This is a genomic window from Amycolatopsis jiangsuensis (assembly GCF_014204865.1).
Classification (GTDB): Bacteria; Actinomycetota; Actinomycetes; order Mycobacteriales; family Pseudonocardiaceae; genus Amycolatopsis; species Amycolatopsis jiangsuensis.
The window spans coordinates 676447-697182 of record NZ_JACHMG010000001.1 but is presented as its reverse complement, the minus strand read 5'-3'; the positions used below and the strand labels follow the sequence as shown (position 1 = coordinate 697182).

Genomic DNA, 20736 nt, shown 5'->3' with positions numbered 1-20736 from the left:
CGGACCTCGGGCTCAGGCGAGGGCACGCAGCTTCGGCAGCACGTCCTCGGCGAACTGGGTCAGGTAGCGCTCCTGGTCGTGGCCGGGGCCGTGGAAGACCAGGTGGTTCAGGCCCGCGTCGAGGTAGGGCCTGATCTGGGCGACCGCCTCGTCCGGGTCCGAGGCCACGATCCAGCGCTTCGAGACCTGCTCGAGCGGCAGTTCGTCGGCCAGGCGCTCCATCTCCTCGGCCGAGGAGACGCTGTGCTTCTGCTCCGCGGTCAGCGACAGCGGGGCCCAGAACCGGGTGTTCTCCAGCGCCTGCTTCGGATCACGGTCGTAGGACATCTTGATCTCGATCGTCCGGTCCACCCCGGCGGCGTCGCGGTCCGCGGCGGCCGCACCCTCGCCCATGGCCGGCATCAGCTTCTCGGTGTAGAGGTCCATGCCCTTGCCCGAGGTGCAGATCATCCCGTCGCCGGCCCGGCCGGCGTACTTGGCGACCACCGGGCCGCCTGCGGCGACGTACACCGGCACCGGGCGCTCCGGGCGGTCGTAGATCCGCGCGTTGACCAGCTGGTAGTAGTCGCCCTCGAAGTCCACGGTGTCCTTGGTCCACAGCTCGCGCATCAGCCGGACCGACTCCCGCAGCCGCGCGAAGCGCTCCTTGAACTCCGGCCATTCCCGACCGGACACCGCGATCTCGTTCAGCGCCTCGCCGGTCCCCACGCCGAGGATCACCCGGTCGCCGGACAGCAGGGCCATGGTCGCGAACGCCTGCGCGATCACCGCCGGGTTGTAGCGGAACGTGGGCGTGAGCACACTGGTGCCGATCTGCACCCGGCTGGTCCGCTCGGCCACCGCCGGCATCCAGGCGAGCGCCCACGGCGCGTGCCCGCCCTCGTGCCGCCAGGGCAGGAAATGGTCCGAGACCCACACCGAGTCCAGCCCCAGCTCCTCGGCCCGGACCGCGAACTCCACCAGCTCACGAGGTCCGAACTGCTCCGCCGACGCCTTGTACCCGACCTTCAGCTCCACGATCCTTGCTCTCCGTCCGCACCGAGTCCCCGCAGGATTTCCGTCGCCTGACCAACGGTACTCCGGACGATCTCCTCGACGCTGGGCAGATCGTGGATCATGCCGACGACCTGACCGGACGCGAGCACCCCGGCGTCGGTGCGGCCCTCCACCAGCCCGGCCCGCAGCAGCATCGGGGTGTTCGCGGCCATCACCAGCTGGCTCCAGCTCAGTGCGTTCCCGTGCTTCATCGCCAGTCCTTCGCGGACCATCGCGGCCGGGGACAGGCCGGTCAGCCTGCGGAACCGCAGCGCGTTGCGGGCGGCCTGGACCAGGCCGCGCACCCGGCCGGTGCGTTCGAGCTGCTCGACCAGTTCGGTGCGCAGGACGCGGTGCGGGAGGCCGTCGACGCGGCGCGTGACCACCGTGCCGGCCAGTCCCTGGTCCAGGTAGACCTGCTTGACCTCGTCCGGGACGGTGCTTTCCTTGCTGAGCAGGAACCGGGTGCCCATCGCGACCCCGGCCGCACCGTAGGCGAGCGCGGCGGCCAGCCCGCGTCCGTCGAAGAACCCGCCGGCCGCGACCACGGGGATGTCGACCACGTCGAGCACCGACGGCAGCAGCAGCGTGGTCGCGACGCCGCCGGTGTGCCCGCCGCCTTCCCCGCCCTGGACGATGACCGCGTCCGCGCCCCACGCCGCGACCTTCTCCGCGTGCCGGGCCGCACCGACCGACGGGATCACCAGCACCCCGTGGTCGTGCAGTTTGGCGATCATGTCCTTGCGCGGGGCGAGGGCGAACGACGCCACCCGTACGCCTTCGCGGATCAGCAGGTCCACGCGGTCGGCCGCGTCCACGGCGTCGGCACGCAGGTTCACCCCGAACGGCCGTCCGGTGCGCTGCCTGACCTCCGCGATCGCCTTCTCCAGTTCGGCGAACGTCATGGTCGCCGAGGCCAGGATGCCCAGCCCGCCGGCCTGCGCGGTCGCCGAGACCAGCCGCGGGCCGGCGACCCAGCCCATCCCGGTCTGCACCACCGGATGCTCGATCCCGGCCAGCCGGGTCAGCGCGGTCGGCAGCGTCACGACGGGACTTCCTTCTCCCGCGATCCCTGCGGGTCGAGCACTTCGCGGATCAACCGCAGCTCGTCGCCGGTGGGCTCACGCGAAATTCCGGCGCCGGACAGCTCGATCTCGAACGACGTCGCCTCCGCCACCTCGTCGCGGGTGACGCCGGGATGCAGCGACACCGCCCGCATCCGGTGGTCCGCGGTGGCGAAGTCGAACACCCCCAGGTTCGTCACCACGCGGTGCACGTCGTGGAACCGCAGCCCGGCCTTGGCCGCGTTGTCGTAGCCGACCCCGGAAACGACGTCGACAGCGTCGACGAAGACCCGCTTGCTGTGCCGGGGAACCCAGTAACTGGTGCGGTGGTTGGCCGTGTTGCCCGGCGCGCCACGCACGCCGAGGAGCTGTTTGACCGGCCGCTCGTGGTCACCGATCGCGGAGATGTTCTGGTTGCCGTACCGGTCGACCTGGTTCGCGCCCATCACCACGTGCCGGCGCCCGTGCGGCACCACGGTGTCGAGCATCTTGCGAAACGGCTGCCATCCTTCGACGACGTCCTCGGTGTCGACGAGATACGCCTCCCCGTCGGACAGCAGCAGATCGGGTTCGAAGGTCAGCCGGGCCAGCCGCGCACCGAGCGAAGGGATCGTCCCCATCGGACTGGCCACGATCTCCCCGTCTCCACGGAACAGCTCGGCGACCGCCACCACCGCGATCTCGGCCCTGCTCGCGTTCATGCCACCGCCCCGAACTTGTCCACTTCGGACAGATATTGTGCTTCGCCGCCGGAGAGGAACCGGTCGGCGAAGCCGGGCCACGCGTCCGGATCCTTCGCGCAGGCCGCGTAATGCCGCTGGAACCGCTCGTCCCGGCCGTAATCCGGCACCGCGGTGGTGAAATGTGCCCCGCGCGGGGACTCCGCGACCCCGTCCACGCTGCCGCGGTTGAGCAGCAGCGACTGCACCGGCCCCCCGGCGATCAGGTCCGCGGTCTCCACGACCTTCTCCACGGACACGAATCGCTTTTTCGCGGCCAGGCAGAACAGGTCGTCGAAGTACGGGTCCGGGCCGAGGTACTGCGCGTTGCCGCGGGCATCCGCACGGTTGAGATGCACCAAAGCCACGTCGAGTTCCTGCGCAGGCACCGCCACCAGCTCTTCCCCGTCCGCGTACGGGGAGCGGACCGTCCGCAGCCCGGGATTGGTACGCAGCACCGAGGACCCCAGCCCGGCCCTCGTCGGCAGGAACGGCAGCCGTTGCGCGGCCGCCGACAGCGCGGCACCGAACATGCCCTCGTCGTACTCGGTGACGCTGATCGCCCCGGTCTCCCGCGCCCGGCCGAACCACGGGTCGAACGGCACCGAATCCAGTGTCACGAAGCCGAACACGACCCGGGACACCTTCCCCGTGGCACACAACAAGCCCACGTCCGGACCGCCGTAGGACACCACCGTGAGGTCCTTCACCGGTGTGCGCAGCAGGGCCCGCACGAGCGCCATCGGCTTGCGCCGTGACCCCCAGCCGCCGATCCCGACGGTCATTCCGTCCCGGACCTCGGCGGCCACCTCGTCCACCGTCATCCGCTTATCGGCCATTCAGGAACTCCTCCCGGGCTTCGCCGGACGCGCCGAGCAGGTTCAGCTCGAAGGTGAAACCCTGCTCGAACCGGTAACTGCGGTGCACCTGCTGGGGGTCGATACCGTTCAACGCTTCCTTCGCGGCCCGGATCACGCGCGGATCCTTGGCCGCGATGTCCCGCGCGAGGCCGAGCGCTGCCTCGTCCAGCTCGGCACGCGGCACGACCTGGTAGACCGAACCGTGCGCGTGCAGCTCCGCCGCGGTGATCGTCCGCGCGGTGAAGTACAGGGTGCGCATCAGATGCTGCGGAACCAGCCGGGCCAGGTGCGTGGCCGCACCCAGCGCGCCCCGCTCGACCTCCGGCACGCCGAAGGTGGCGTCCTCGGAGGCCAGCACCACGTCCGCGTTGCCGGCCAGCCCGATCCCGCCGCCGAGGCAGAATCCGTGCACCGCGGCGACCACCGGCACCGCGCAGTCGTACACCGCACCGAAAGCCGCGTAACAGCCCCGGTTCGCGCCGACGATCGCCTGGAAATCCGCGCTGCGCTGGATTTCCTTGATGTCCACTCCCGCGTTGAACCCGCGGCCCTCGGCCCGGAGCACGACCACGTGCACCTCCGGATCCTGCCCCGCCGCGGCGACCGCGTCGGCCAGCTCGAACCAGCCCCGCACCGGAAGCGCGTTCACCGGCGGGAAATCCACGGTGACGATCTCCACGTGCCCGTCGCGTTTCGTGCCGACGCCCATCAGCTCGCCCCGTACACGGGTTCGGGCTCCGGCCCTTCGGCGAGCAGCTTCTCCACCACCGGCCCCAGCTCGCCCGCGTCCCAACGGCCGCCCTTGTCCACCTCGGGCCCGTGCCGCCACGCTTGCGCGAGCGACACCTTCCCGCCCTCGACCTCGAAGACCCGGCCGGTCACGCCGGCCGATTCGGCACTGCCCAGCCACACCACCAGCGGCGACACGTTCTCCGGCGCCATCGCGTCGAACCCGTCCGCCGGACGGGCCATGGCCGCGGAGAACACTTCCTCGGTCATCCGCGTCCGCGCCGACGGTGCGATCGCGTTCACCCGCACCCCGTACCGGCCCAGTTCGGCCGCCGCGACCACGGTCAGCCCGGCGATCCCGGCCTTCGCCGCCGAGTAGTTGGCCTGCCCCACACTGCCGAGCAAACCCGCCCCGGAGCTGGTGTTGATCACCCGCGCGTCCGGCGTCCGGCCGGCCTTCGCCTCGCCCCGCCAGTACCCGGCGGCATGGCGCAGGGAGGCGAAGTGGCCCTTGAGGTGGACGCGGATCACCGCGTCCCATTCGTCCTCGCCGAGGTTCACCAACATCCGGTCGCGGACGAACCCCGCGTTGTTGACCAGCACGTCCAGCCCGCCGAAGCTCTCCACCGCGGTCCGCACCAGGTTCTCCGCGCCGGCGAAATCGGCGACGTCGTCGGTGCTGGGCACCGCCTTCCCGCCCGCCTGCTCGATCTCCGCGACCACCCGGGCGGCCGGGCCCTCCCCGGTGGCCGAACCGTCCAGCGCGACGCCGACGTCGTTGACCACCACCCGGGCGCCCGCCGCGGCGAACGCCAGCGCGTGCGCCCGCCCGATCCCCCGGCCCGCGCCGGTCACGATGACCACGCGGTCCCGGCACAATTCGCTCACGAACCCTCCCGATTCACGTCCGCCGACGCAAGGAACGCGGGCACCTCGCCACCGCCGTGCACCCGCAACGTCGCACCCGACACGTAAGAAGCCAGCCCCGAAGCCAGGAACGCCGCGCACTGCCCGACTTCCCCCGGCTCGGCAAGCCGGCCCAGCGGCACCGTCCTCCCGACCGCCTCGACCGCGGCCGCGCTCCCGTAGTGCAGCTGCGCCTGTTCGGTGCGCACCATGCCCACGTCCAGCGCGTTCACCCGCACCTTCGGCGCCCACTCCACCGCCAGACTCGCGGTGAGGTTGTCCAGCCCGGCCTTCGCCGCCCCGTACGCCGCGGTCCCCGGAGACGCCCGGGTCCCGCTCACGCTGGAGATCATCAGGATCGCGCCGCCGCCGTCCTGCCGCTGCATCACCGCGTTCGCCTGCTGCGCCACCAGCAACGGAGCCAGCAGATTCAGGCCGACGACCTTTTCGTGAAAGCGCGGCGAGCCCTCCGCGGCCGGGGAGAACGGACTTCCGCCCGCGTTGTTCACGACCACGTCCAGCCGGCCGAACTCACCGGTCAACCCGGCCACCAGCTCCGCGACCTGGCCGGCGTCCCGCACGTCGCACGGCCGGAACGCCACCCCGTCGACCGGCGCCGCCGGCTCCCGGCGCGCACAGGCCACCACCCGCGCGCCGTGCGCCGCGAACACCTGGCTGATGCCCCGGCCCACCCCGCGGACGCCTCCGGTCACCAGTACTACCGCACCGGTCAGACCCAGGTCCGTCTCCATACGTGCAAAACTAGAACACGTTCTTGATTTGGACAAGCCGACGGGACGTCGAACCACGCATCCGAGGCAGGAACCCGTTCCCGTCTCGGGTCAGTCCCGTGCTGCCGGGCCACCGCTCGCCGGGGTGACCGGCGCCAGCCACATCGCGGCGATCGCGTCGATCAGGCCGTCCGCCGCGTCCTGCCAGGTGGCCCGCGGGGTCGGCGTGCCCTCGGCGAGCGCGCGCTCGCGTTCGGCGGGCAGGTGGATCATCAGGTGCCGCGAGATGTCGCCGCGCTCGGCGCGGACCTCGGGCGGCAACGCGGGCAGACAGCCGTTCAGACCGTCCACGACGCGGACCATCACGTCGGAGTTCATCGACTCCTCGACGATGATCTCACGCAGCGCCGGATCGGTGCTCACCTGCGCGATGAACCGCGCGTACCAGGTGGGGCTGCCGAGCTGGTCGAGGTGGATGGTGGACGGGCGCACCATGCAGGCGACCCAGTCGCGGATCTCGCGCGAACCGGTGGTCCGCGCCAGCAGGTCGGCACGCAGCCGTTCCATCGGCGCGAAGTGCTTCCCGACGATGGCGCGCACCAGGTCCGTCTTGGTGCCGAAGTGGTAGCCGACCGCGGTGTTGTTGCCCTGACCGGCGGCATCGCTGATGTGCCGGTTCGAGATCGCGTGCACGCCGTGCTCGGCGTACAGCCGCTCCGCGGTGACGAGAATGGCCTCCCGGGTCGCGCTCGCCCGGTCCGCCCGCACGATCTTCCCGGCCATGGCCGCCACCTCACTCTCCCGCCGCACCGGGCGGCGCGGCTTCCTCCTCGACGAGCCCGACGGACCCTTCCCCGACCGCGGAAATGTACAGCGCGCCGCCCGGACCCACTGCCACCCCGGCGAACCGGCGCGGCACGCCGGGCAGCCCGTGGGTGAACAGCGCGGGCACTTCCCGGTCGCTGCCGACCGCGAGGTCCCCGGCGACCAACCGAGTGTCACCTGTGCCCGGATCGGCCGCGAGCAGCCGCCGCCTGCCGGTCTCGAGCACGATCAGCTCACCGTCTCGCACGGCGAGGCCCTGCGGCGCGGCCAGCCCGGTCAGCACCGGAACGCCGCGCCCGTCCTCGATCCGCAGCACCGCACCAGCCGCCTCGTCGCTCACGTAACACCGCGCGCCGTCGAACGCCACGTCGACCGGGGCAGCGAAACCCTCGGCGAGCACCGTCACCGCGTCCGTGTCGTCGATGGCCACGATCCGCCCGGCACCGGCCTCGGCGACGACCAGCACGCCGTCCTCCCGCGTCGCGACCCCGACCGGACGGTCCAGGCCCTGGGCCCGCACCCGGCTCCGCCCGTCCGCCGGATGGTAGGTGCGCACCTCGCCGTACTGGGACGTGACGTGCAGCACCTCGCCGTCGGCGGCGATGCCGTGACTGAAGATCAGGAAGTCCGTGGTGGACACCCGTCCTTCGGACGGCGAAGTGACGCGGTAGTGGTCGGCGGCGTGCACCTTCCCCGCGCTGTCGACGGCGACCCCGAACGGACCGGCGAACCCCGGCCGCACGAGCTCCCGTCGCCGTCCGTCCGGGTGCAGTTCGGCGATGCCGCCGGCGGCGTAGCTGGACACGAACATCCGGTTCTCGTCGTCGAACGCCGCGTTGTCCAGTCCGCCGATCCCGCACGGGGCCGCACTTCGCGCACCACTGCCGAACAGGTCGATTCGCGTCACCATCCCGGCCGGGCCGTGTGAAAGAACCACCAGCAGCCCGCCCCGGTCGAACCGCACCGCGACCGGCGACAGCACGTCGCCGGCCACCAGTTCTGGCGCACCACCGTCCGGCGGTACGCGGAACACCTGTCCGGTCAGCATGTGCGGGTAGTAGAGGCAGCCGTCCGGGCCGAGCTGCATCGCGTTGCCCATGGCGAGCCCGCCGGCGACCACGACCGGTTCCCCGCCGTCCGGGAACACCTCCAGCAGCCGGCCGCCGGGCCGCATCTCGTTGACGAACAGGCGATCGCCGGCGAAGGCGATGCCGTTCGGCACCGCGACGCGATCGGTGACCATGCTCCAGCGACCGTCCGGGACCCGCCGCCACACCCGTCCGGGCACCAGATCGGTCAGGTACAGCGAACCGTCCGGGCCGAACGCCAGATCGTCCGGCGACTGCACCGGATCGCCGGCTCCGGTGACCACCTCGACGTCGCCGGTGGCCGGGTCGACCGCACTGACCCGTCCGGCCAGGTACTCCGCGACGTGCAGCCGTCCGTCCGGGCCGAACACGATGCCGTTCGAACCGGCCATCCGCTGCGGCGGGACCAGCCGGCGCACCGTCGCGCCGCTCATTCCGGCAGCACCTCCGCCATGTCACCGGACCGCCACTCGCGCAGCAGCTCGTGGAAGGCCACCGCGCCGCCGCCGAAGGAATGGGCCCGCGCCCGCGGGCGGCCCTCGTTGTTGTAGTAGCCGGGAGTGCACTCCTCCTGGAAGCGTTGCCGGTCCGGCGAGGTTTCGCGGATCGTGTCCGCCCACCGCTGCTCGGCGTCCGCACTCGGCTCCACTCGCTTGCCCCCGGCCTTCGCGACGACCTGCGCGACGTGCACTGCCTGCTCGTCCAGCACGTGTACGAAGTTCACCGAACTGGCGTTCTGCGCCGGCCCGAGATGGAACAGGTTGGGGAAGCCGTTGCTGTAGAAGCCGTGCAGGGTGCGTGGCCCCTCGCTCCAGTGCTCCAGCAGGGACACCCCGTCCCGGCCGTGCACCGGCAGCCGTCCGGTGAACACATCGGACGCGCCGACCGAGAACCCCGTGGCGAAAATGATGCAGTCCACTTCGTACTCGCGGGAACCGGCGACCACGGCTGTCTCGGTGATCCGCTCGACGCCGCCGTGGTCGGCAGTGTCCACCAAGGACACGTTGGGCCGGTTGAACGTCTGCAGGTAGCTGTCGCTGAACGTGGGCCGCTTGCACATGTAGCGGTACCAGGGTTTGAGCAGCTCGGCCGTGGCCGGGTCGGTGACCAGCTCGTCCACCCTGGCGCGGAGTTCGTTCATCTTGCGGAAGTCCGCCAGCTCGTCGACCTCCTCGCGTTCCTCCCGGGAGAGCCCGGCGTAGGCGGTGCTCGGCACGAGGTTGCGCAGCAGCTGTGCGCTGCCGGTCCAGCCGTCGGCGACCAGGTCTTCCTCGACCTGTGCGCCGCTGACGATCTCGAGGAAGTTGTCGCGCCGCTCGCGCTGCCACCCCGGCTCGAGCGAAGCCGCCCAGCCGGGATCGGTGCGCCGGTTCCCGCGCACGTCGACCGAGGAAGGCGTGCGCTGGAACACGTACAGCTGCCCGGCGTCACGCCCGAGGTGCGGCACGACCTGCACGGCCGTGGCGCCGGTACCGATCAGCGCGACCCGCTTGCCCGCCAGCCCGGTGAGCCCGCCGTCCGCGGTGCCGCCGGTGTACCCGTAGTCCCAGCGGCTGGTGTGGAAGGTGTGTCCGGCGAAATTCTCGATGCCAGGAATTCCCGGCAGCTTCGGACGATCGAGGGTGCCGTTGGAGACGACCACGTAGCGGGAGCGGATCTCGTCACCCCGGTCGGTGCGCACGATCCAGGCGTCGCCCGACCAGTCCAGGCCGGTCACCGAAGTGCCGAAGCAGGCGTCGCGGTAGAGCCCGAAGTGCCGCCCGATCGACTGCGCGTACCGGCGGATCTCCTCGCCCGGCGAGTACTTCCACTCGGGGACGTAGCCCAGCTCTTCCAGCAGCGGGAGGTACACATAGGACTCGATGTCGCAGTGGATGCCCGGATAGCGGTTCCAGTACCAGGTCCCGCCGAAGTCGCCGCCCTTCTCGATCACGCGGATCCGATCGGCGCCCGCCTGCCGCAGCCGGGCGCCGGCCAGCAGCCCGCCGAACCCCCCGCCCACCACGACGACCTCGACCTCGTCCCGCAGGGGCGCGCGCTCGGGATCACCGGCACGGTAGGGATCCTCGGCGTAGTACCCGAACTCCCCCACCGCGCCCCGGTACTGCGCGGCCCCGTCCGGACGAACCCGGCGATCCCGCTCGGCCCGGTAACGCGCCCGCAGCTCCTCCGGATCGAACCCCAGCCCCGCGCGGCCGACCGCGACCATCACACCTCCCCTTCGCCCCGGCTCGTAGCGTGCCGGCGCAGTGTTCGTTCGATGGTCTTCAGGTAAGCAAGTTCGAGGCGTTAAGTCAAGTGGCTGACTTAATGGGTGCGCGCCTTCGCGGAACTCCTGTGAACATCTGTAGATCACGCTGACCCGACACCGGAAGACGAGATCGTGCGTACACCGTCGGACTGACTACTCCTGACCCACCGGGAAGTCGATGATCCTGTGCGCTGCCAGCAGGATGCCGTCGGTCATGAGCTCGACCAAGGTGTCCTGGCCGCACTGGTCGGTGAAGCGGACCTTGCAGCCACCGCCAACCAGGCGGTCGGCGGCTTGATCGAGGGGCCCGAGCCCACGCCGTAGCGCCGGCTGCTCGAAATCATCCTGCACACCGTGGCGAGTCGCTCGGCGCGCGAATGAGTCATCCTGCACACCCTGGCAAGTCACCCGGCGCGCGAACGAGCCATCCGGCACGCCACAAGGCTCGGCGACCGATTTCGCTCCCGGGACCGGATCGGCCGCTCAGCACCGGTGCGAGGGGGCCCGTCGCGGTCGGAGGGCGGCCGCGCCCACCAGGCTGGCGATGCCCACGAACGTGCCGATCGCCGCGCCGACCTCGGGGCTCGCCATGAGCACCACGCCGGCGAGGACCACCGCGCCGGCGATCAGCAGCAGGCACACGCGCAGTGCCGGCAACCAGGCCGAGAACGTTTCGGCCAACAGGTGCAGCCAGTTTTTCCGGGTCTCCGGCTTGCGGTGCCGGCCCTGGCCGTGGCGGGCCAGCACCCGGGCACCGGCCGCGATCATCTCTTCGCGGGTCGCGATGCGCCGTTCGCGTTCGGCGGGCAGCCAGTCCACGGCCACCCGGACGCGACGGACACGGTCCGGCTCTCCGAGGATGTCCGACGATCCGGTCACGAGGTCCTTTTCCTTGTCTCCCAAGCAGGTACACGGACTCCGCGTGGCCCGTGCGTCCGCAGGGGCCACCTTTTCCACGCCCGGCAATGCCGGCCACCTCATCGTGACCGGAACCCTCCGTCACCGCCCGCTGGTACCCGGAGTGTCGCGCCGAACGGTATTTCACGGTCGCCCAGCGGTTCGAGTGATGCCTTCCACTACGGAGCGCAAGCACTCGAAACAGGCGCCGCTCGCCCTTCCGCCGACGGTCGCCGGCGCCCACGGTCGTACCGAATCTTGCACATCACTCCTGAGCAGTTCCGAGGGATCGCACGTCATCCGCACATCCGGCCGGTCCCGAGCCGACGCAGGCCGCACCCGTCAGAGGCGCGCACACTCTGCGTCACCGGATCCGCGCGAAACCCGGACGAACCTTCACTCGACCAGTGGGACACGAAGAGTGAGCATCACTTCCCGGACGCCCCAAGCAGCCTTGACCCCGGCCTACCGGCGGCGGGCAGCCGGCCGGCCGACCGACCGTCCGCACGCCACGAGCCGCCCGGCCGACCATCACTCATTGCCGGACGCCCGCGGTCGGAGTAGCTTCAACTAAGGCAACCCTAACCTAATCAACTCTCAGGACGTCCCATGCCCACCATTCCCCAGCGGCGCGCGCCCGCGGTGCGCCGGCTTCTCCGGGCTCCGGTCGTGCGGACCGAGCGGACATCGGAGCACTTCGTCACCCTCACGCTCGGCGGAGAGGCGCTCGCGGAGTTCGTCCCGCTCGGATTTGACCAGTGCGTCCGGCTGTTCTTCCCGCGCGAGGGGCAGTCCGGACTGCGCCTGCCCACCGCGTCGAGCAACCGGTGGTTCGCCCAGTACCTGCTGATGAGCCAAACCTCAAGGCCGTGGGTGCGCAACTACACCGTCCGCGCTTTCCGGCCCGAGGCCGCGGAGCTCGACGTCCAGTTCGCCGTGCACGAGGACGGTGGGCCCGCCACGAGATTCGCGCTCGCCGCCAAGGCGGGCGACGAGGTGGGGCTCCTCGACGAAGGCATCACCTTTCTACCGCCGGACAGCGGCACCCAGCTGATCATCGCCGACGAGAGCGCCGTGCCCGCCGCGCTGGCCGTGCTCGAAGCTTCACCCGTCGACCTGAAGGCCACAGTGCTACTCGAGGTCGGCGCGCCCGGCGATATCCAGCCGGTCGCCGCGCCGGCCGGGGCTGAGGTGCGGTGGCTCGTGCGCGAGGACGACCGGCTACCCGGCCGGCTCGCGCTCGACGTGCTGACCGGGCTCGATCCCGCCGATCCACCGGACTACACCTGGGTGGCCGGGGAAAGCGGCCTTGCCACCGGCGCACGCCGGTTTCTCACACGGGAACGCGGTGTGCCGAAGGGAAACATCGCGTTCTTCGGTTATTGGAAGCACGGGCGCGCCGCCGCCGGCTGACCGGGACAGTCCGAAGAGGACAGTCTACTCCGGACCTGGTTCGGAATCCGGGGGCACTGGTTCGGGCTCGGGCAGTGGCCGGTCGGGCCCGGGCGAGGGCGGCACCGGATCGGGTTCGACCGGGGCCGGTGGGACGGGCTCCGGCGGGGCGGGTGGCGCGGTGAGGCGGACGCTGGGCATCGGGCACTCCTTTCCGGTCACCGGACGGCCGGCGATCGGCCGTCCCATCCGGGCTACCGCGGATCCGGACCGGTGAAACGTCCCGCAGGCCGGGCGTGGTCGCGTAGGGTGGACCTGACGAGGGACGGAGCGAGACGATGACCACGGACAACCCCGGCGAGCAGCCGTTCGACCCCGCGCTCGGGCAGGGCCCGGCAGTGCCGGAAGCGGACTACAGCGAGGGCGGCGTCCCGTCCTACGATTACGTGCGCGACCGCATCGAAAAGCGCTACACCACGTCGATCGGCTCCCAGGACGTCGCCGGGATCGGCGGCCCGGAGACGATCGAGTCGCTGGACAAGAAGATCGCCGACCGCGACAAGGCGGCGAAGGACAAGCTGGCCGAGATCCGGCGTTCCCTGGGCAAGGAGTAACCCGCCCCGGCCGTCTGCTGTGGACGGACGAGCACGCGTTATGCCCCGGCTCGCCGGCCATCAGGCAGCATTGTGCCCGGCAAGGCACCGTGCCCGGCAGGCGACGAGCATCGGCGAACAGCCGGAGCAGCGCACCAGCCGGCCACAGCGAAGCAACGAGCGCCAGCGACCCGCCCACACCGCGAGGCAGCGAGTAACCCGCAAGCAACACTCGATGCCATGCAAGAAACGCCCGGTGAACGGCACGGCGATGCCGCCTGTGCCAGTGACGCAGCCACACGGCGAAGCGACGAGCACCGGCAGGCAGCCGCCAAGCAGTGAGCACGGCCGCACATCCGGCACGGCGAAGCAGCAAGTCCCCGCAACCCCACCACGCCGCCCTGCAACGAGCCCCCATCGAACGCCCCCAGCAACGAACAACCGTCAGCAGCACCCCGACGCATCGAGCACCCACCAGCGGCGACCTCAAGGAGCGAGCACCGGCGAACAGCCGGAGCAGCGCACCAGCCGGCCACGGCGAAGCAACGAGTGCCAGTGACCCAGCCACACCGCGAAGCAACACACGCTGCCGAGCACCGGCGCAGCAGCAAAAACCGGCACAGCAGCACGCAATCCGATCCATCCCGGCACGTTCGCCGGAACTGCACTGCCGTCCCGGGGAAAGCGGTGGCCTCCCCGCCGGGCGGCTGGTTGGATCGAGGGCATGAGCAACCGCGTGCACGTCCCCGGTCTGGTCCTCACCGAGCACGAGTTCTCCGTGCCGCTGGATCACTCGCGGCCAGGGGACCGGGAGATCACCGTGTTCGCCCGGGAAGTCGCCGCCCCGGACGGGCTCGACCGGCCGTTCCTGGTGTACCTGCAGGGCGGTCCCGGGCAGGAGGCGCCCCGGCCGTCCGCGTCCGCGCCCGGGTGGCTGCCGCGGGCGCTGCGCGAGTACCGCGTGCTCATGCTCGACCAGCGCGGCACCGGCCGGTCCACCCCGGTGGGCACGCTGCCCGGCAGGTCACCCGAGGAGCAGGCCGAATACCTCACGCACTTCCGCGCGGACTCGATCGTCGCCGACGCCGAGCTGATCCGCGAGAGGCTGGGTGTGCCGCAGTGGAGCGTGCTGGGCCAGTCGTTCGGCGGCTTCTGCACGCTCGCTTACCTTTCCCAGGCGCCGGAAGGGCTGCGCGAAGCGTTCTTCACCGGCGGCCTGCCGCCGCTGCACCGTGATCCGGACGAGGTCTACGCCGCCACGTTCGCCGCCATGCTGGAGCGCAACCGCCGCTACTACGAACGTTACCCGGCCGACCGCGACCGTGTCCGCGCGCTGCTGCCCCGTCTGGACGCCGGCGAGATCACGCTGCCCGACGGGAGTCCGCTCACCGCGCGCCTGTTCCGCCAGCTCGGCTACGTCCTCGGCGCGAGCGGTGGTCCGGAGACGCTGCACTACCTGCTCGAACGCGAGCCGGCGTCGCCTGCCTTCGCCCACGACGTGATGACGATGCTCCCCTTCACCGCGCGCAATCCGCTCTACTCCGTGGTCCACGAATCCTCGTACGCCGACGGCTTCGCCACCCGCTGGTCCGCGGAGCGCGTGCTGCCCGCGGACTTCACCGAGGACCCCACGCTGCTCACCGGCGAACACGTCTTCCCGTGGCTGTTCGAGGACGTCCGTGGCCTCCGTCCGCTGCGCGAAGCCGCCGAGCTGCTGGCTGCGCACGAATGGCCCCGGCTTTACGACGCGGACAGGCTGCGCGCGTGCACCGTGCCGGCCGCGGCCGCCATCTACGCCGAAGACGTCTACGTCGAGCGGGCCTTCTCCGAGGAGACCGCCCGGCTGATGCCCACTCTGCGGACCTGGCTGACCAGCGAGTACGAGCACAACGGGCTCCGCGCGTCCGGGGAGCACGTGCTGGGCCGGCTGATCGACCTGGTCCGCGGCCGGGTGTGAACCCCGGTCACCGGATCGCCGCGCGGCGGCCAGGTGCGACCACCGCGGTCAGCTGACCAGGGCCTGCACGACCTCGTAGCCGAACACCGCGCCGCCGAAACCCGCGGCGAGACTGACCACCACGTTCGCGACCGCGGCGAGGTAGGCCCGTCGCTCGGCGAGCCGGACCGTCTCGTATCCGAACGTGCTGTACGTGGTGAGCGCACCGCAGAATCCCGTGCCGAGCAGGGCGAACAACGGTGCGGGCAACGCAGCCCCCGCCCCGGTCAGCCCGCCGAGGACGAGGCAGCCGGCGAGGTTGACGGTGAGCGTGCCCCACGGAAACAGCGACTGGTGCCGGGACTGGACTGCCCGGTCGGTCAGGTACCGCAGCGGTGCCCCCACCGCGCCGCCGAGGAAAACGAGCAGCACCGTCATCGGCCGGCCACCTCCGTCCGTCCGAGCACTGCCCTGCGGGTGACGGCGTGGCCGAGCACCACCGCGAGCAGTGCCGCGGCCAGCGTGCCGGCCAGGTAACCGAAGGCGAGCGGGACACTGCCCGGCCCGAGCAACCCGCGGGTTTCCACGACGTAGGTGGAGAACGTGGTGAACCCGCCGAGGATGCCGACGCCCAGAAAGGGGCGCACCAGCCGGTGCGCCTGCCACGCCTCGGTGACGAGCACCATCAGCACGCCGATCAGGAAGCAGCCGGCGACGTTCGTCAACAAGGTCGCCCAGGGGAAACCGCCGGGGGCAGCCGGCACCGCCCGCGCGAGCCCGTAGCGGGCCACTGCGCCGAGCCCGCCACCGAGCGCGATCGCCCCGAGCACCGGCCCGTGCCGGCGGACCAGTTCGGTGCGCTGAACCGGATCCCGGAGGTCGACGTCGGGGTCGATGGGCTCCCCGGACGACTGCCCGGCCTCCGGCAGCGGATCGGGCACGGGGTTGCCGGGCCCGAATTCGTCAGGCACAGGCTTGTCGGGCAGTGGATTACCGGGCACAGGCTGGTCGGGCACAGACTTCTCCTACTCCACCGGACACCGGGTCACACGTCGAGTAGGGACTGTTGGCGGCCGGAACCGCGGTTGTCCGGATGTCCCGGAGCGGCGAGCCCCACCGCCGCACACCCGAGCTTACCGGATCAGTTCCCGTGCTCCCGCAAGGTGGCCAGCGCCGGGGCGAACATCGTGGACTTGATCGCGGCGAGCGTCCCCCTGTCCTTTCCGGCCAGCGCCGCAACGCTCTCGGTCGCGGCGGTGACGAGTGCGTCCTGCGTGACGGTGCCGTCGACCAGGCCCAGCTCAGCCGCCTGCGGGCCGCCGAACCGGCGTCCGGTGGTCATCGACGCGACGGCCGCGGCGGGGGTCAGCTTGCTCTGCAGCAGCGCGGCCATCCCGGGGGTGAACGGAATGCCGATGTCCACCTCGGGGAAGCAGAAGTAGCCGCGGTCCGCGCGCATCAGACGGAAGTCGTGCGCCATCGCGAGCATCGCGCCGGCGCCGAACGCGTGGCCGTTGACCGCGGCGATCGTCGGCACCGGCAGGGACAGCATGCGGGCCAGCAGCTCGTGCACCGCAGCGACGTACCGGTCCCCTTCGTCGCCGTGCCCGGCCAGCCACTCGAGGTCGAGGCCGTTCGAGTAGAACTTGCCGCCACCGACGGTGACCAGCGCGGCCGGTTCGGCACCGGCGACGACGGTGTCGAGGTGCGCGGTGACCGCCTCCAGCCAGGCGGGGGCGAACCGGTTCTCGTCGTCGCCGAGGTCGAGCACGAAAACCGCGTCGGTGCGGGTGAGTTCGGGCACGGTCAGTCCTTTCCGGACACTGCAGGCCGCCCCGGACGGTCCGGGGGCGGGAGGGAGAGCACCGCGCGCACGGCCGCGGACAGCCGCCGGCGGCTGTCCGCCGTGGCCGGTCCGGTCGCCAGTTCACGGCGCAGCAGAGCGGTCGGCAGGTCGACCACGCAGGTGGTGATCACCTCGACCGCCGCTCCGTCGCCGCGGCCCCACTGCTCCCGGGCAAGTCGGACGAGCAGCCGCACCAGGCGTTTGTCCAAGGCGTGCAAGGCATCCACCAGGTCCTCGGGCAGCTGCGGGCCGAGCACGCGATCGGCCGGCACGGAGATCATCAGCCGCGCCGCCTCCGGCCGGACCGCCGCGACGACGGCGGGCGTGTCCGCCGCGGCGACCACCGCACCCACCCGGTCCCCGGCCGCGAGCGCTTCGCCGACGAGCCGCTCCTGCTCATCGAGGAAGAAGGTGGCAGCACGCAGCCAGGTTCTTCCGACGAGCGCCGGCAGTGAACCGAACGCGTGGTACAGCACGCTGTTCGGCACCCCGGCCTCCTGCGCCAGCCGCCGTACGGTCAGCTCCCCCGGCCCGAGAACGGCCACCAGCCGTTCAGCGGCGTCGAGTATCCGCTCGGGGTCGTGGATACGGGGACGGGCCATGTCCGGGACAGTAACGGAACATCCGCTCCACAACCATCCCGATGTGGTCCGAGCCACGGCGAGCCGGCCGCGCCGTCGAGGCAACTCGTTCAGCCAGGGGGAAATCAGCACCTCTGGCCGAACCGGTTGGTCTTTCGCCGCCGGCCGAGGACAGCAATCGTCCGGCGAGCGGGGAACTGTGCTCACGTGCGCTCAGAACAGGTGCTCCACAACTCGCCGGGCACGCCGGAGTCGCCTGGCTGGTTCAGTCCGCGACGAAGAGGCAGTCCCGGCCGTCCCGGGCGGGCACGTCCGGATCGTCGAGCCAGCAGCCGCCTTCGGCCAGGTAACGGAAGCGCAGCCGCGCGCCGGGGGGCACGTCGACCGCGGCCGAACGGGTGCCGTTGGATCGTTTCCGGAGTACGTGCCGTCCGGGCTGCCAGTCGTTGAAATCGCCGACGACGCTCACCGGACCGGGCGGGGCATCCGCCGGCAGGATGAACGTCACGCGCCACGCCGGCCTGCCCGCCCGGCCCCGGCTGGTCTTGATCACGCGCATTCCCTCCGTCGCGGCCGAATCCTGTGGTCTGAATCGTTCCACGACGACCGGCGGGCGCCCACGCACGAAGGCCGCCACGTCCGGGTGAACCCACAGGGACTCCCCCGGCTCCGTTCAGCAAAACGGGGATCGGCCGCGCTGTACCGGGTTGCGCAGAGTCCCGATGCCTTCGATCGAGATGGTGACCTCGTCGCCCTCTTCGAGGGTGAACTCCGCGCCCGGTACCGCCGAAGTCCCGGTCGCCAGTACGGCTCCACGCGGGTAGCAGTCGCCGCGGTAGAGCCACGACACCAGGTCGGCGAGCCTGCGGTGCAGCCGGGCGGTGCTCGTCTCACCGGACCACCGGAGCGCCCCACCGCGGTGGATGGTCACGGATATCGCCAGCGCGTACGGATCCGGCACCTCGGCGGCGGGCACGATCCACGGTCCGGCCGCGCACGACCCGTGGTAGGTCTTCGCCTGCGGCAGGTACAGCGGGTTCTCCCCCTCGATGCTGCGGGAACTCACGTCGTCGACGATCGTGTACCCGGCGATCTCGCCGCCGGCGGTGCACACCACGGCCAGCTCCGGCTCGGGAACGTCCCAAGTGGAATCTTCCCGGACGCCGATCGGCTGCGCCGGCCCGCGTACCCGGTGCCCGATGCTCTTGAAGAACAGTTCCGGCCGATCCGCTTCGTACACCCGCGCGTAGACGTCGGCGTCGTCACTCTCCTCCATCCGGGCCTCGCGCGAGACCTCGTAGGTGACACCGGCCGCCCACACCTCGGTGTCGTCGTCCACCGGCGCCAGCAGGGATTCCGGGACGCCGGACGAAAGATCCACGGCGGCGAGAGCCGCCCCGAACTCCTCGGCGGATCCACCGAGCAGGCCGCCCAGGGTCGTACCGGTGGGCAGCGCCCCGGTGCCGGTGCCATCGGAAACGCTCCAGCCCGAAGGGGTCCTGAGCAGCCGGCGCATCAGTGCGAATCCCTCGGCACGGCGGAACCCCTTCTGCCACGCAGGAAATCGAAATCCGCACCCTCGTGGGCCTGCAGTACGTGCGCTCGGTACAGCCAGGTGTAGCCGCTCTCGTACGGGGTTTCGGGCGCCGTCCACTCCGCGCGGCGGACGGCCAGCTCCTCGTCCGGCACGTGCAGGGTCAGCGACCGCGCGGGCGTGTCCAGCGTGATCCGGTCGCCGGTGCGCACGAGGGCGAGCGGGCCGCCGGTCGCGGACTCCGGGCTGACGTGCAGGACGACCGTGCCGTACCCGGTGCCGGACATCCGGCCGTCGCAGACGCGGACCAGGTCGGTGATCCCCTCCTTCAGCAGCTTCGCCGGCACCGGCACGTTCGCCACCTCGGGCATCCCCGGGTAGCCCTTCGGGCCCGCGCCGCGGATGACCAGCACGGTGGCGGGCGTGACAGCCAGGTCCGGGTCGTCGGCCACCCGGTGGTAGTCCTCGGCGGTGTCGAACACCAGCGCCGGGCCGGTGTGCGTGAGCAGGTCCGGCGAGGCGGCGGACTGCTTGAGCACCGCGCCTTCGGGAGCCAGGTTGCCGGTGAGCACGGCGGTCCCGGAACCGGCCGGCTGGAACGGCTCGCCGACCTCGGTGATCACCTCGTCGTTCCAGCACTGCGCCTCGGCGGACTCGTGCGCCACGCTCCGGCCGGTCACCGTGATGGCGTCACCGTGCAGCAGACCGGATTCGAGGAGCCGGCGCAGCACCACCGGAACGCCACCGGCGTAACAGAAGTCCTCCATCAGGAACCGGCCCGAGGGCATCAGGTCCAGCAGGGTCGGCACGGCGCGGGCCAGTTCGTCGAAGTCGGCCATCGCCAGCGGTACCCGGGCGCGGCCGGCGAGCGCGAGCAGGTGCACGATCGCGTTCGTCGAGCCGCCGATCGCGGCGTTGACACGGATGGCGTTCTCGAACGCGGTCCGGGTCAGGATCGCCGAGGGCCGCAGGTCCTCCTCGACCATCGCGACCACGCGCCGGCCCGCCGCCTGCGCGGTCTCGAAGCGCCGCGCGTCGACCGCGGGCCAGGTGGCCGAACCGGGCAGCTGCATGCCGAGTGCCTCGGCGAGACAGGCCATCGTGGAGGCGGTCCCCATGGTCATGCAGTGCCCGTTGGACCGCGCCATGCAGCCCTCGGCGAAGAAGCACTCCTCCTCGGTCATCCGGCCGGCCTTCAGCTCTTCTTCGAACTTCCAGACGTGCGTGCCGGAGCCGACATCCTGACCGCGGAACTTCCCGTTGAGCATCGGGCCGCCGGTCACCATCACCGCGGGCAGGTCCACGCTCGCCGCACCCATCAGCATCGCCGGGGTCGTCTTGTCGCATCCGGAGAGCAGCACGACACCGTCGAGCGGGTTGGCGCGGATCAGTTCCTCGACCTCCATCGCCATCAGGTTGCGGTAGAGCATCGCGGTCGGGCGCATCAGCGTCTCGCCGGTCGCCATGGTCGGGAACGCCAGCGGCAGGCCACCCGCCTGCCAGACGCCGCGTTTGACCGCCTCGGCGACCCGGTCCAGGTGCACGTTGCACGGGGCCAGTTCGGACGCGCTGGTCGCGATCCCGATCACCGGACGCCCGTCGAACACCTCCGGCCCGAAGCCCTGCGAACGCATCCAGGACCGGTGGATCATCCCCGCCCGCCCGGACGCGCCGAACCACGCCGCGCTGCGCCGTTCACCCATGTGCATCCCCTTCCCGCTCGTGCCCGTGCCCACCCCACCGCAGAGC

General features: G+C 71.3%; 22 protein-coding genes. 3 read left to right on the top strand and 19 right to left on the bottom strand.

Translation table 11 applies throughout. From position 1 onward, the window contains the following. Positions 1-12 precede the first annotated feature (12 nt). The 12 genes from fgd to BJY18_RS02900 all read right to left on the bottom strand — a co-directional run bounded on the left by fgd (position 13) and on the right by BJY18_RS02900 (position 11087). A complete protein-coding gene (fgd, locus tag BJY18_RS02955) occupies positions 13-1017 on the bottom strand; it encodes a glucose-6-phosphate dehydrogenase (coenzyme-F420) (protein WP_184777445.1) in 1005 nt (334 codons plus the stop codon). Beyond that, a complete protein-coding gene (locus BJY18_RS02950) occupies positions 1008-2075 on the bottom strand; it encodes an NAD(P)H-dependent flavin oxidoreductase (RefSeq protein WP_184784379.1) in 1068 nt (355 codons plus the stop codon). Before BJY18_RS02950 ends, fgd begins: the two co-directional genes overlap by 10 nt. 2 nt (positions 2076-2077) lie before the next feature. Then, complete coding sequence (locus BJY18_RS02945; protein WP_184777444.1) at positions 2078-2800, bottom strand: CoA-transferase subunit beta; 723 nt, start codon at positions 2798-2800, stop codon at positions 2078-2080. After that, entirely contained in the window at positions 2797-3657 is an 861-nt protein-coding gene (locus tag BJY18_RS02940) for a CoA transferase subunit A (RefSeq protein ID WP_184777442.1), read from the bottom strand. The genes BJY18_RS02945 and BJY18_RS02940 overlap by 4 nt, the downstream gene beginning before the upstream one ends. Beyond that, the gene (locus tag BJY18_RS02935; protein WP_184777440.1) at positions 3647-4387 is read right to left on the bottom strand and encodes an enoyl-CoA hydratase family protein; all 741 of its coding nucleotides are present in this window, start codon (positions 4385-4387) and stop codon (positions 3647-3649) included. The genes BJY18_RS02940 and BJY18_RS02935 overlap by 11 nt, the downstream gene beginning before the upstream one ends. Beyond that, positions 4387-5295 (bottom strand): SDR family oxidoreductase, encoded by a 909-nt coding sequence (locus BJY18_RS02930; RefSeq protein WP_184777439.1) that lies wholly within the window; start codon positions 5293-5295, stop codon positions 4387-4389. Before BJY18_RS02930 ends, BJY18_RS02935 begins: the two co-directional genes overlap by 1 nt. Further along, positions 5292-6065 (bottom strand): SDR family oxidoreductase, encoded by a 774-nt coding sequence (locus BJY18_RS02925; RefSeq protein ID WP_184777437.1) that lies wholly within the window; start codon positions 6063-6065, stop codon positions 5292-5294. The genes BJY18_RS02930 and BJY18_RS02925 overlap by 4 nt, the downstream gene beginning before the upstream one ends. Before the next feature lie 90 nt (positions 6066-6155). Then, positions 6156-6827 carry a TetR/AcrR family transcriptional regulator gene (locus BJY18_RS02920; protein WP_184777435.1) on the bottom strand — a complete coding sequence of 224 codons (672 nt, stop codon included), beginning with the start codon at positions 6825-6827 and terminating at the stop codon, positions 6156-6158. A 10-nt stretch (positions 6828-6837) separates the two neighbouring features. Further along, positions 6838-8391, bottom strand: coding sequence for an outer membrane protein assembly factor BamB family protein (locus BJY18_RS02915; protein ID WP_184777434.1), 1554 nt, complete (start codon positions 8389-8391; stop codon positions 6838-6840). Beyond that, positions 8388-10166, bottom strand: coding sequence for a flavin-containing monooxygenase (locus tag BJY18_RS02910; protein ID WP_184777432.1), 1779 nt, complete (start codon positions 10164-10166; stop codon positions 8388-8390). The genes BJY18_RS02915 and BJY18_RS02910 overlap by 4 nt, the downstream gene beginning before the upstream one ends. A gap of 195 nt (positions 10167-10361) precedes the next feature. Further along, complete coding sequence (locus BJY18_RS02905; protein WP_184777430.1) at positions 10362-10643, bottom strand: hypothetical protein; 282 nt, start codon at positions 10641-10643, stop codon at positions 10362-10364. A 48-nt stretch (positions 10644-10691) separates the two neighbouring features. Next, positions 10692-11087 carry a hypothetical protein gene (locus BJY18_RS02900; RefSeq protein WP_184777429.1) on the bottom strand — a complete coding sequence of 132 codons (396 nt, stop codon included), beginning with the start codon at positions 11085-11087 and terminating at the stop codon, positions 10692-10694. 627 nt (positions 11088-11714) lie between these two features. Here BJY18_RS02900 and BJY18_RS02895 point away from each other — a divergent pair. From BJY18_RS02895 to BJY18_RS02885, 3 genes are all read left to right on the top strand, one after another. Continuing rightward, complete coding sequence (locus tag BJY18_RS02895) at positions 11715-12518, top strand: siderophore-interacting protein (protein ID WP_184777427.1); 804 nt, start codon at positions 11715-11717, stop codon at positions 12516-12518. A gap of 317 nt (positions 12519-12835) precedes the next feature. Further along, positions 12836-13111: a hypothetical protein gene (locus BJY18_RS02890; protein ID WP_184777425.1), complete on the top strand. Its 276-nt coding sequence runs from the start codon at positions 12836-12838 to the stop codon at positions 13109-13111. Between the two features lie 703 nt (positions 13112-13814). After that, positions 13815-15047: an alpha/beta fold hydrolase gene (locus BJY18_RS02885; protein ID WP_184777424.1), complete on the top strand. Its 1233-nt coding sequence runs from the start codon at positions 13815-13817 to the stop codon at positions 15045-15047. Positions 15048-15095: 48 nt separating this feature from the next. On the opposite strand, the gene crcB is transcribed toward BJY18_RS02885, so the two are convergent. The 7 genes from crcB to BJY18_RS02850 all read right to left on the bottom strand — a co-directional run bounded on the left by crcB (position 15096) and on the right by BJY18_RS02850 (position 20690). Beyond that, positions 15096-15464, bottom strand: a complete 369-nt coding sequence (gene crcB / locus BJY18_RS02880; RefSeq protein WP_184777423.1) for a fluoride efflux transporter CrcB — start codon at positions 15462-15464, stop codon at positions 15096-15098. Then, a complete protein-coding gene (locus BJY18_RS02875) occupies positions 15461-15997 on the bottom strand; it encodes a fluoride efflux transporter FluC (RefSeq protein WP_312873714.1) in 537 nt (178 codons plus the stop codon). Before BJY18_RS02875 ends, crcB begins: the two co-directional genes overlap by 4 nt. Positions 15998-16167: 170 nt before the next feature. Further along, on the bottom strand, positions 16168-16830 hold the full coding sequence (locus BJY18_RS02870; RefSeq protein ID WP_184777421.1) for an enoyl-CoA hydratase-related protein: 663 nt from the start codon (positions 16828-16830) through the stop codon (positions 16168-16170). 2 nt (positions 16831-16832) lie between these two features. Continuing rightward, positions 16833-17474, bottom strand: a complete 642-nt coding sequence (locus tag BJY18_RS02865; RefSeq protein WP_184777420.1) for a TetR/AcrR family transcriptional regulator — start codon at positions 17472-17474, stop codon at positions 16833-16835. A 244-nt stretch (positions 17475-17718) separates the two neighbouring features. Next, positions 17719-18012 (bottom strand): isoamylase early set domain-containing protein, encoded by a 294-nt coding sequence (locus tag BJY18_RS02860; protein WP_221457525.1) that lies wholly within the window; start codon positions 18010-18012, stop codon positions 17719-17721. A gap of 114 nt (positions 18013-18126) precedes the next feature. Next, positions 18127-18969 carry a fumarylacetoacetate hydrolase family protein gene (locus tag BJY18_RS02855; RefSeq protein WP_184777417.1) on the bottom strand — a complete coding sequence of 281 codons (843 nt, stop codon included), beginning with the start codon at positions 18967-18969 and terminating at the stop codon, positions 18127-18129. Further along, positions 18969-20690, bottom strand: coding sequence for an IlvD/Edd family dehydratase (locus BJY18_RS02850; RefSeq protein ID WP_184777416.1), 1722 nt, complete (start codon positions 20688-20690; stop codon positions 18969-18971). The genes BJY18_RS02855 and BJY18_RS02850 overlap by 1 nt, the downstream gene beginning before the upstream one ends. Between the last annotated feature and the right edge of the window lie 46 nt (positions 20691-20736).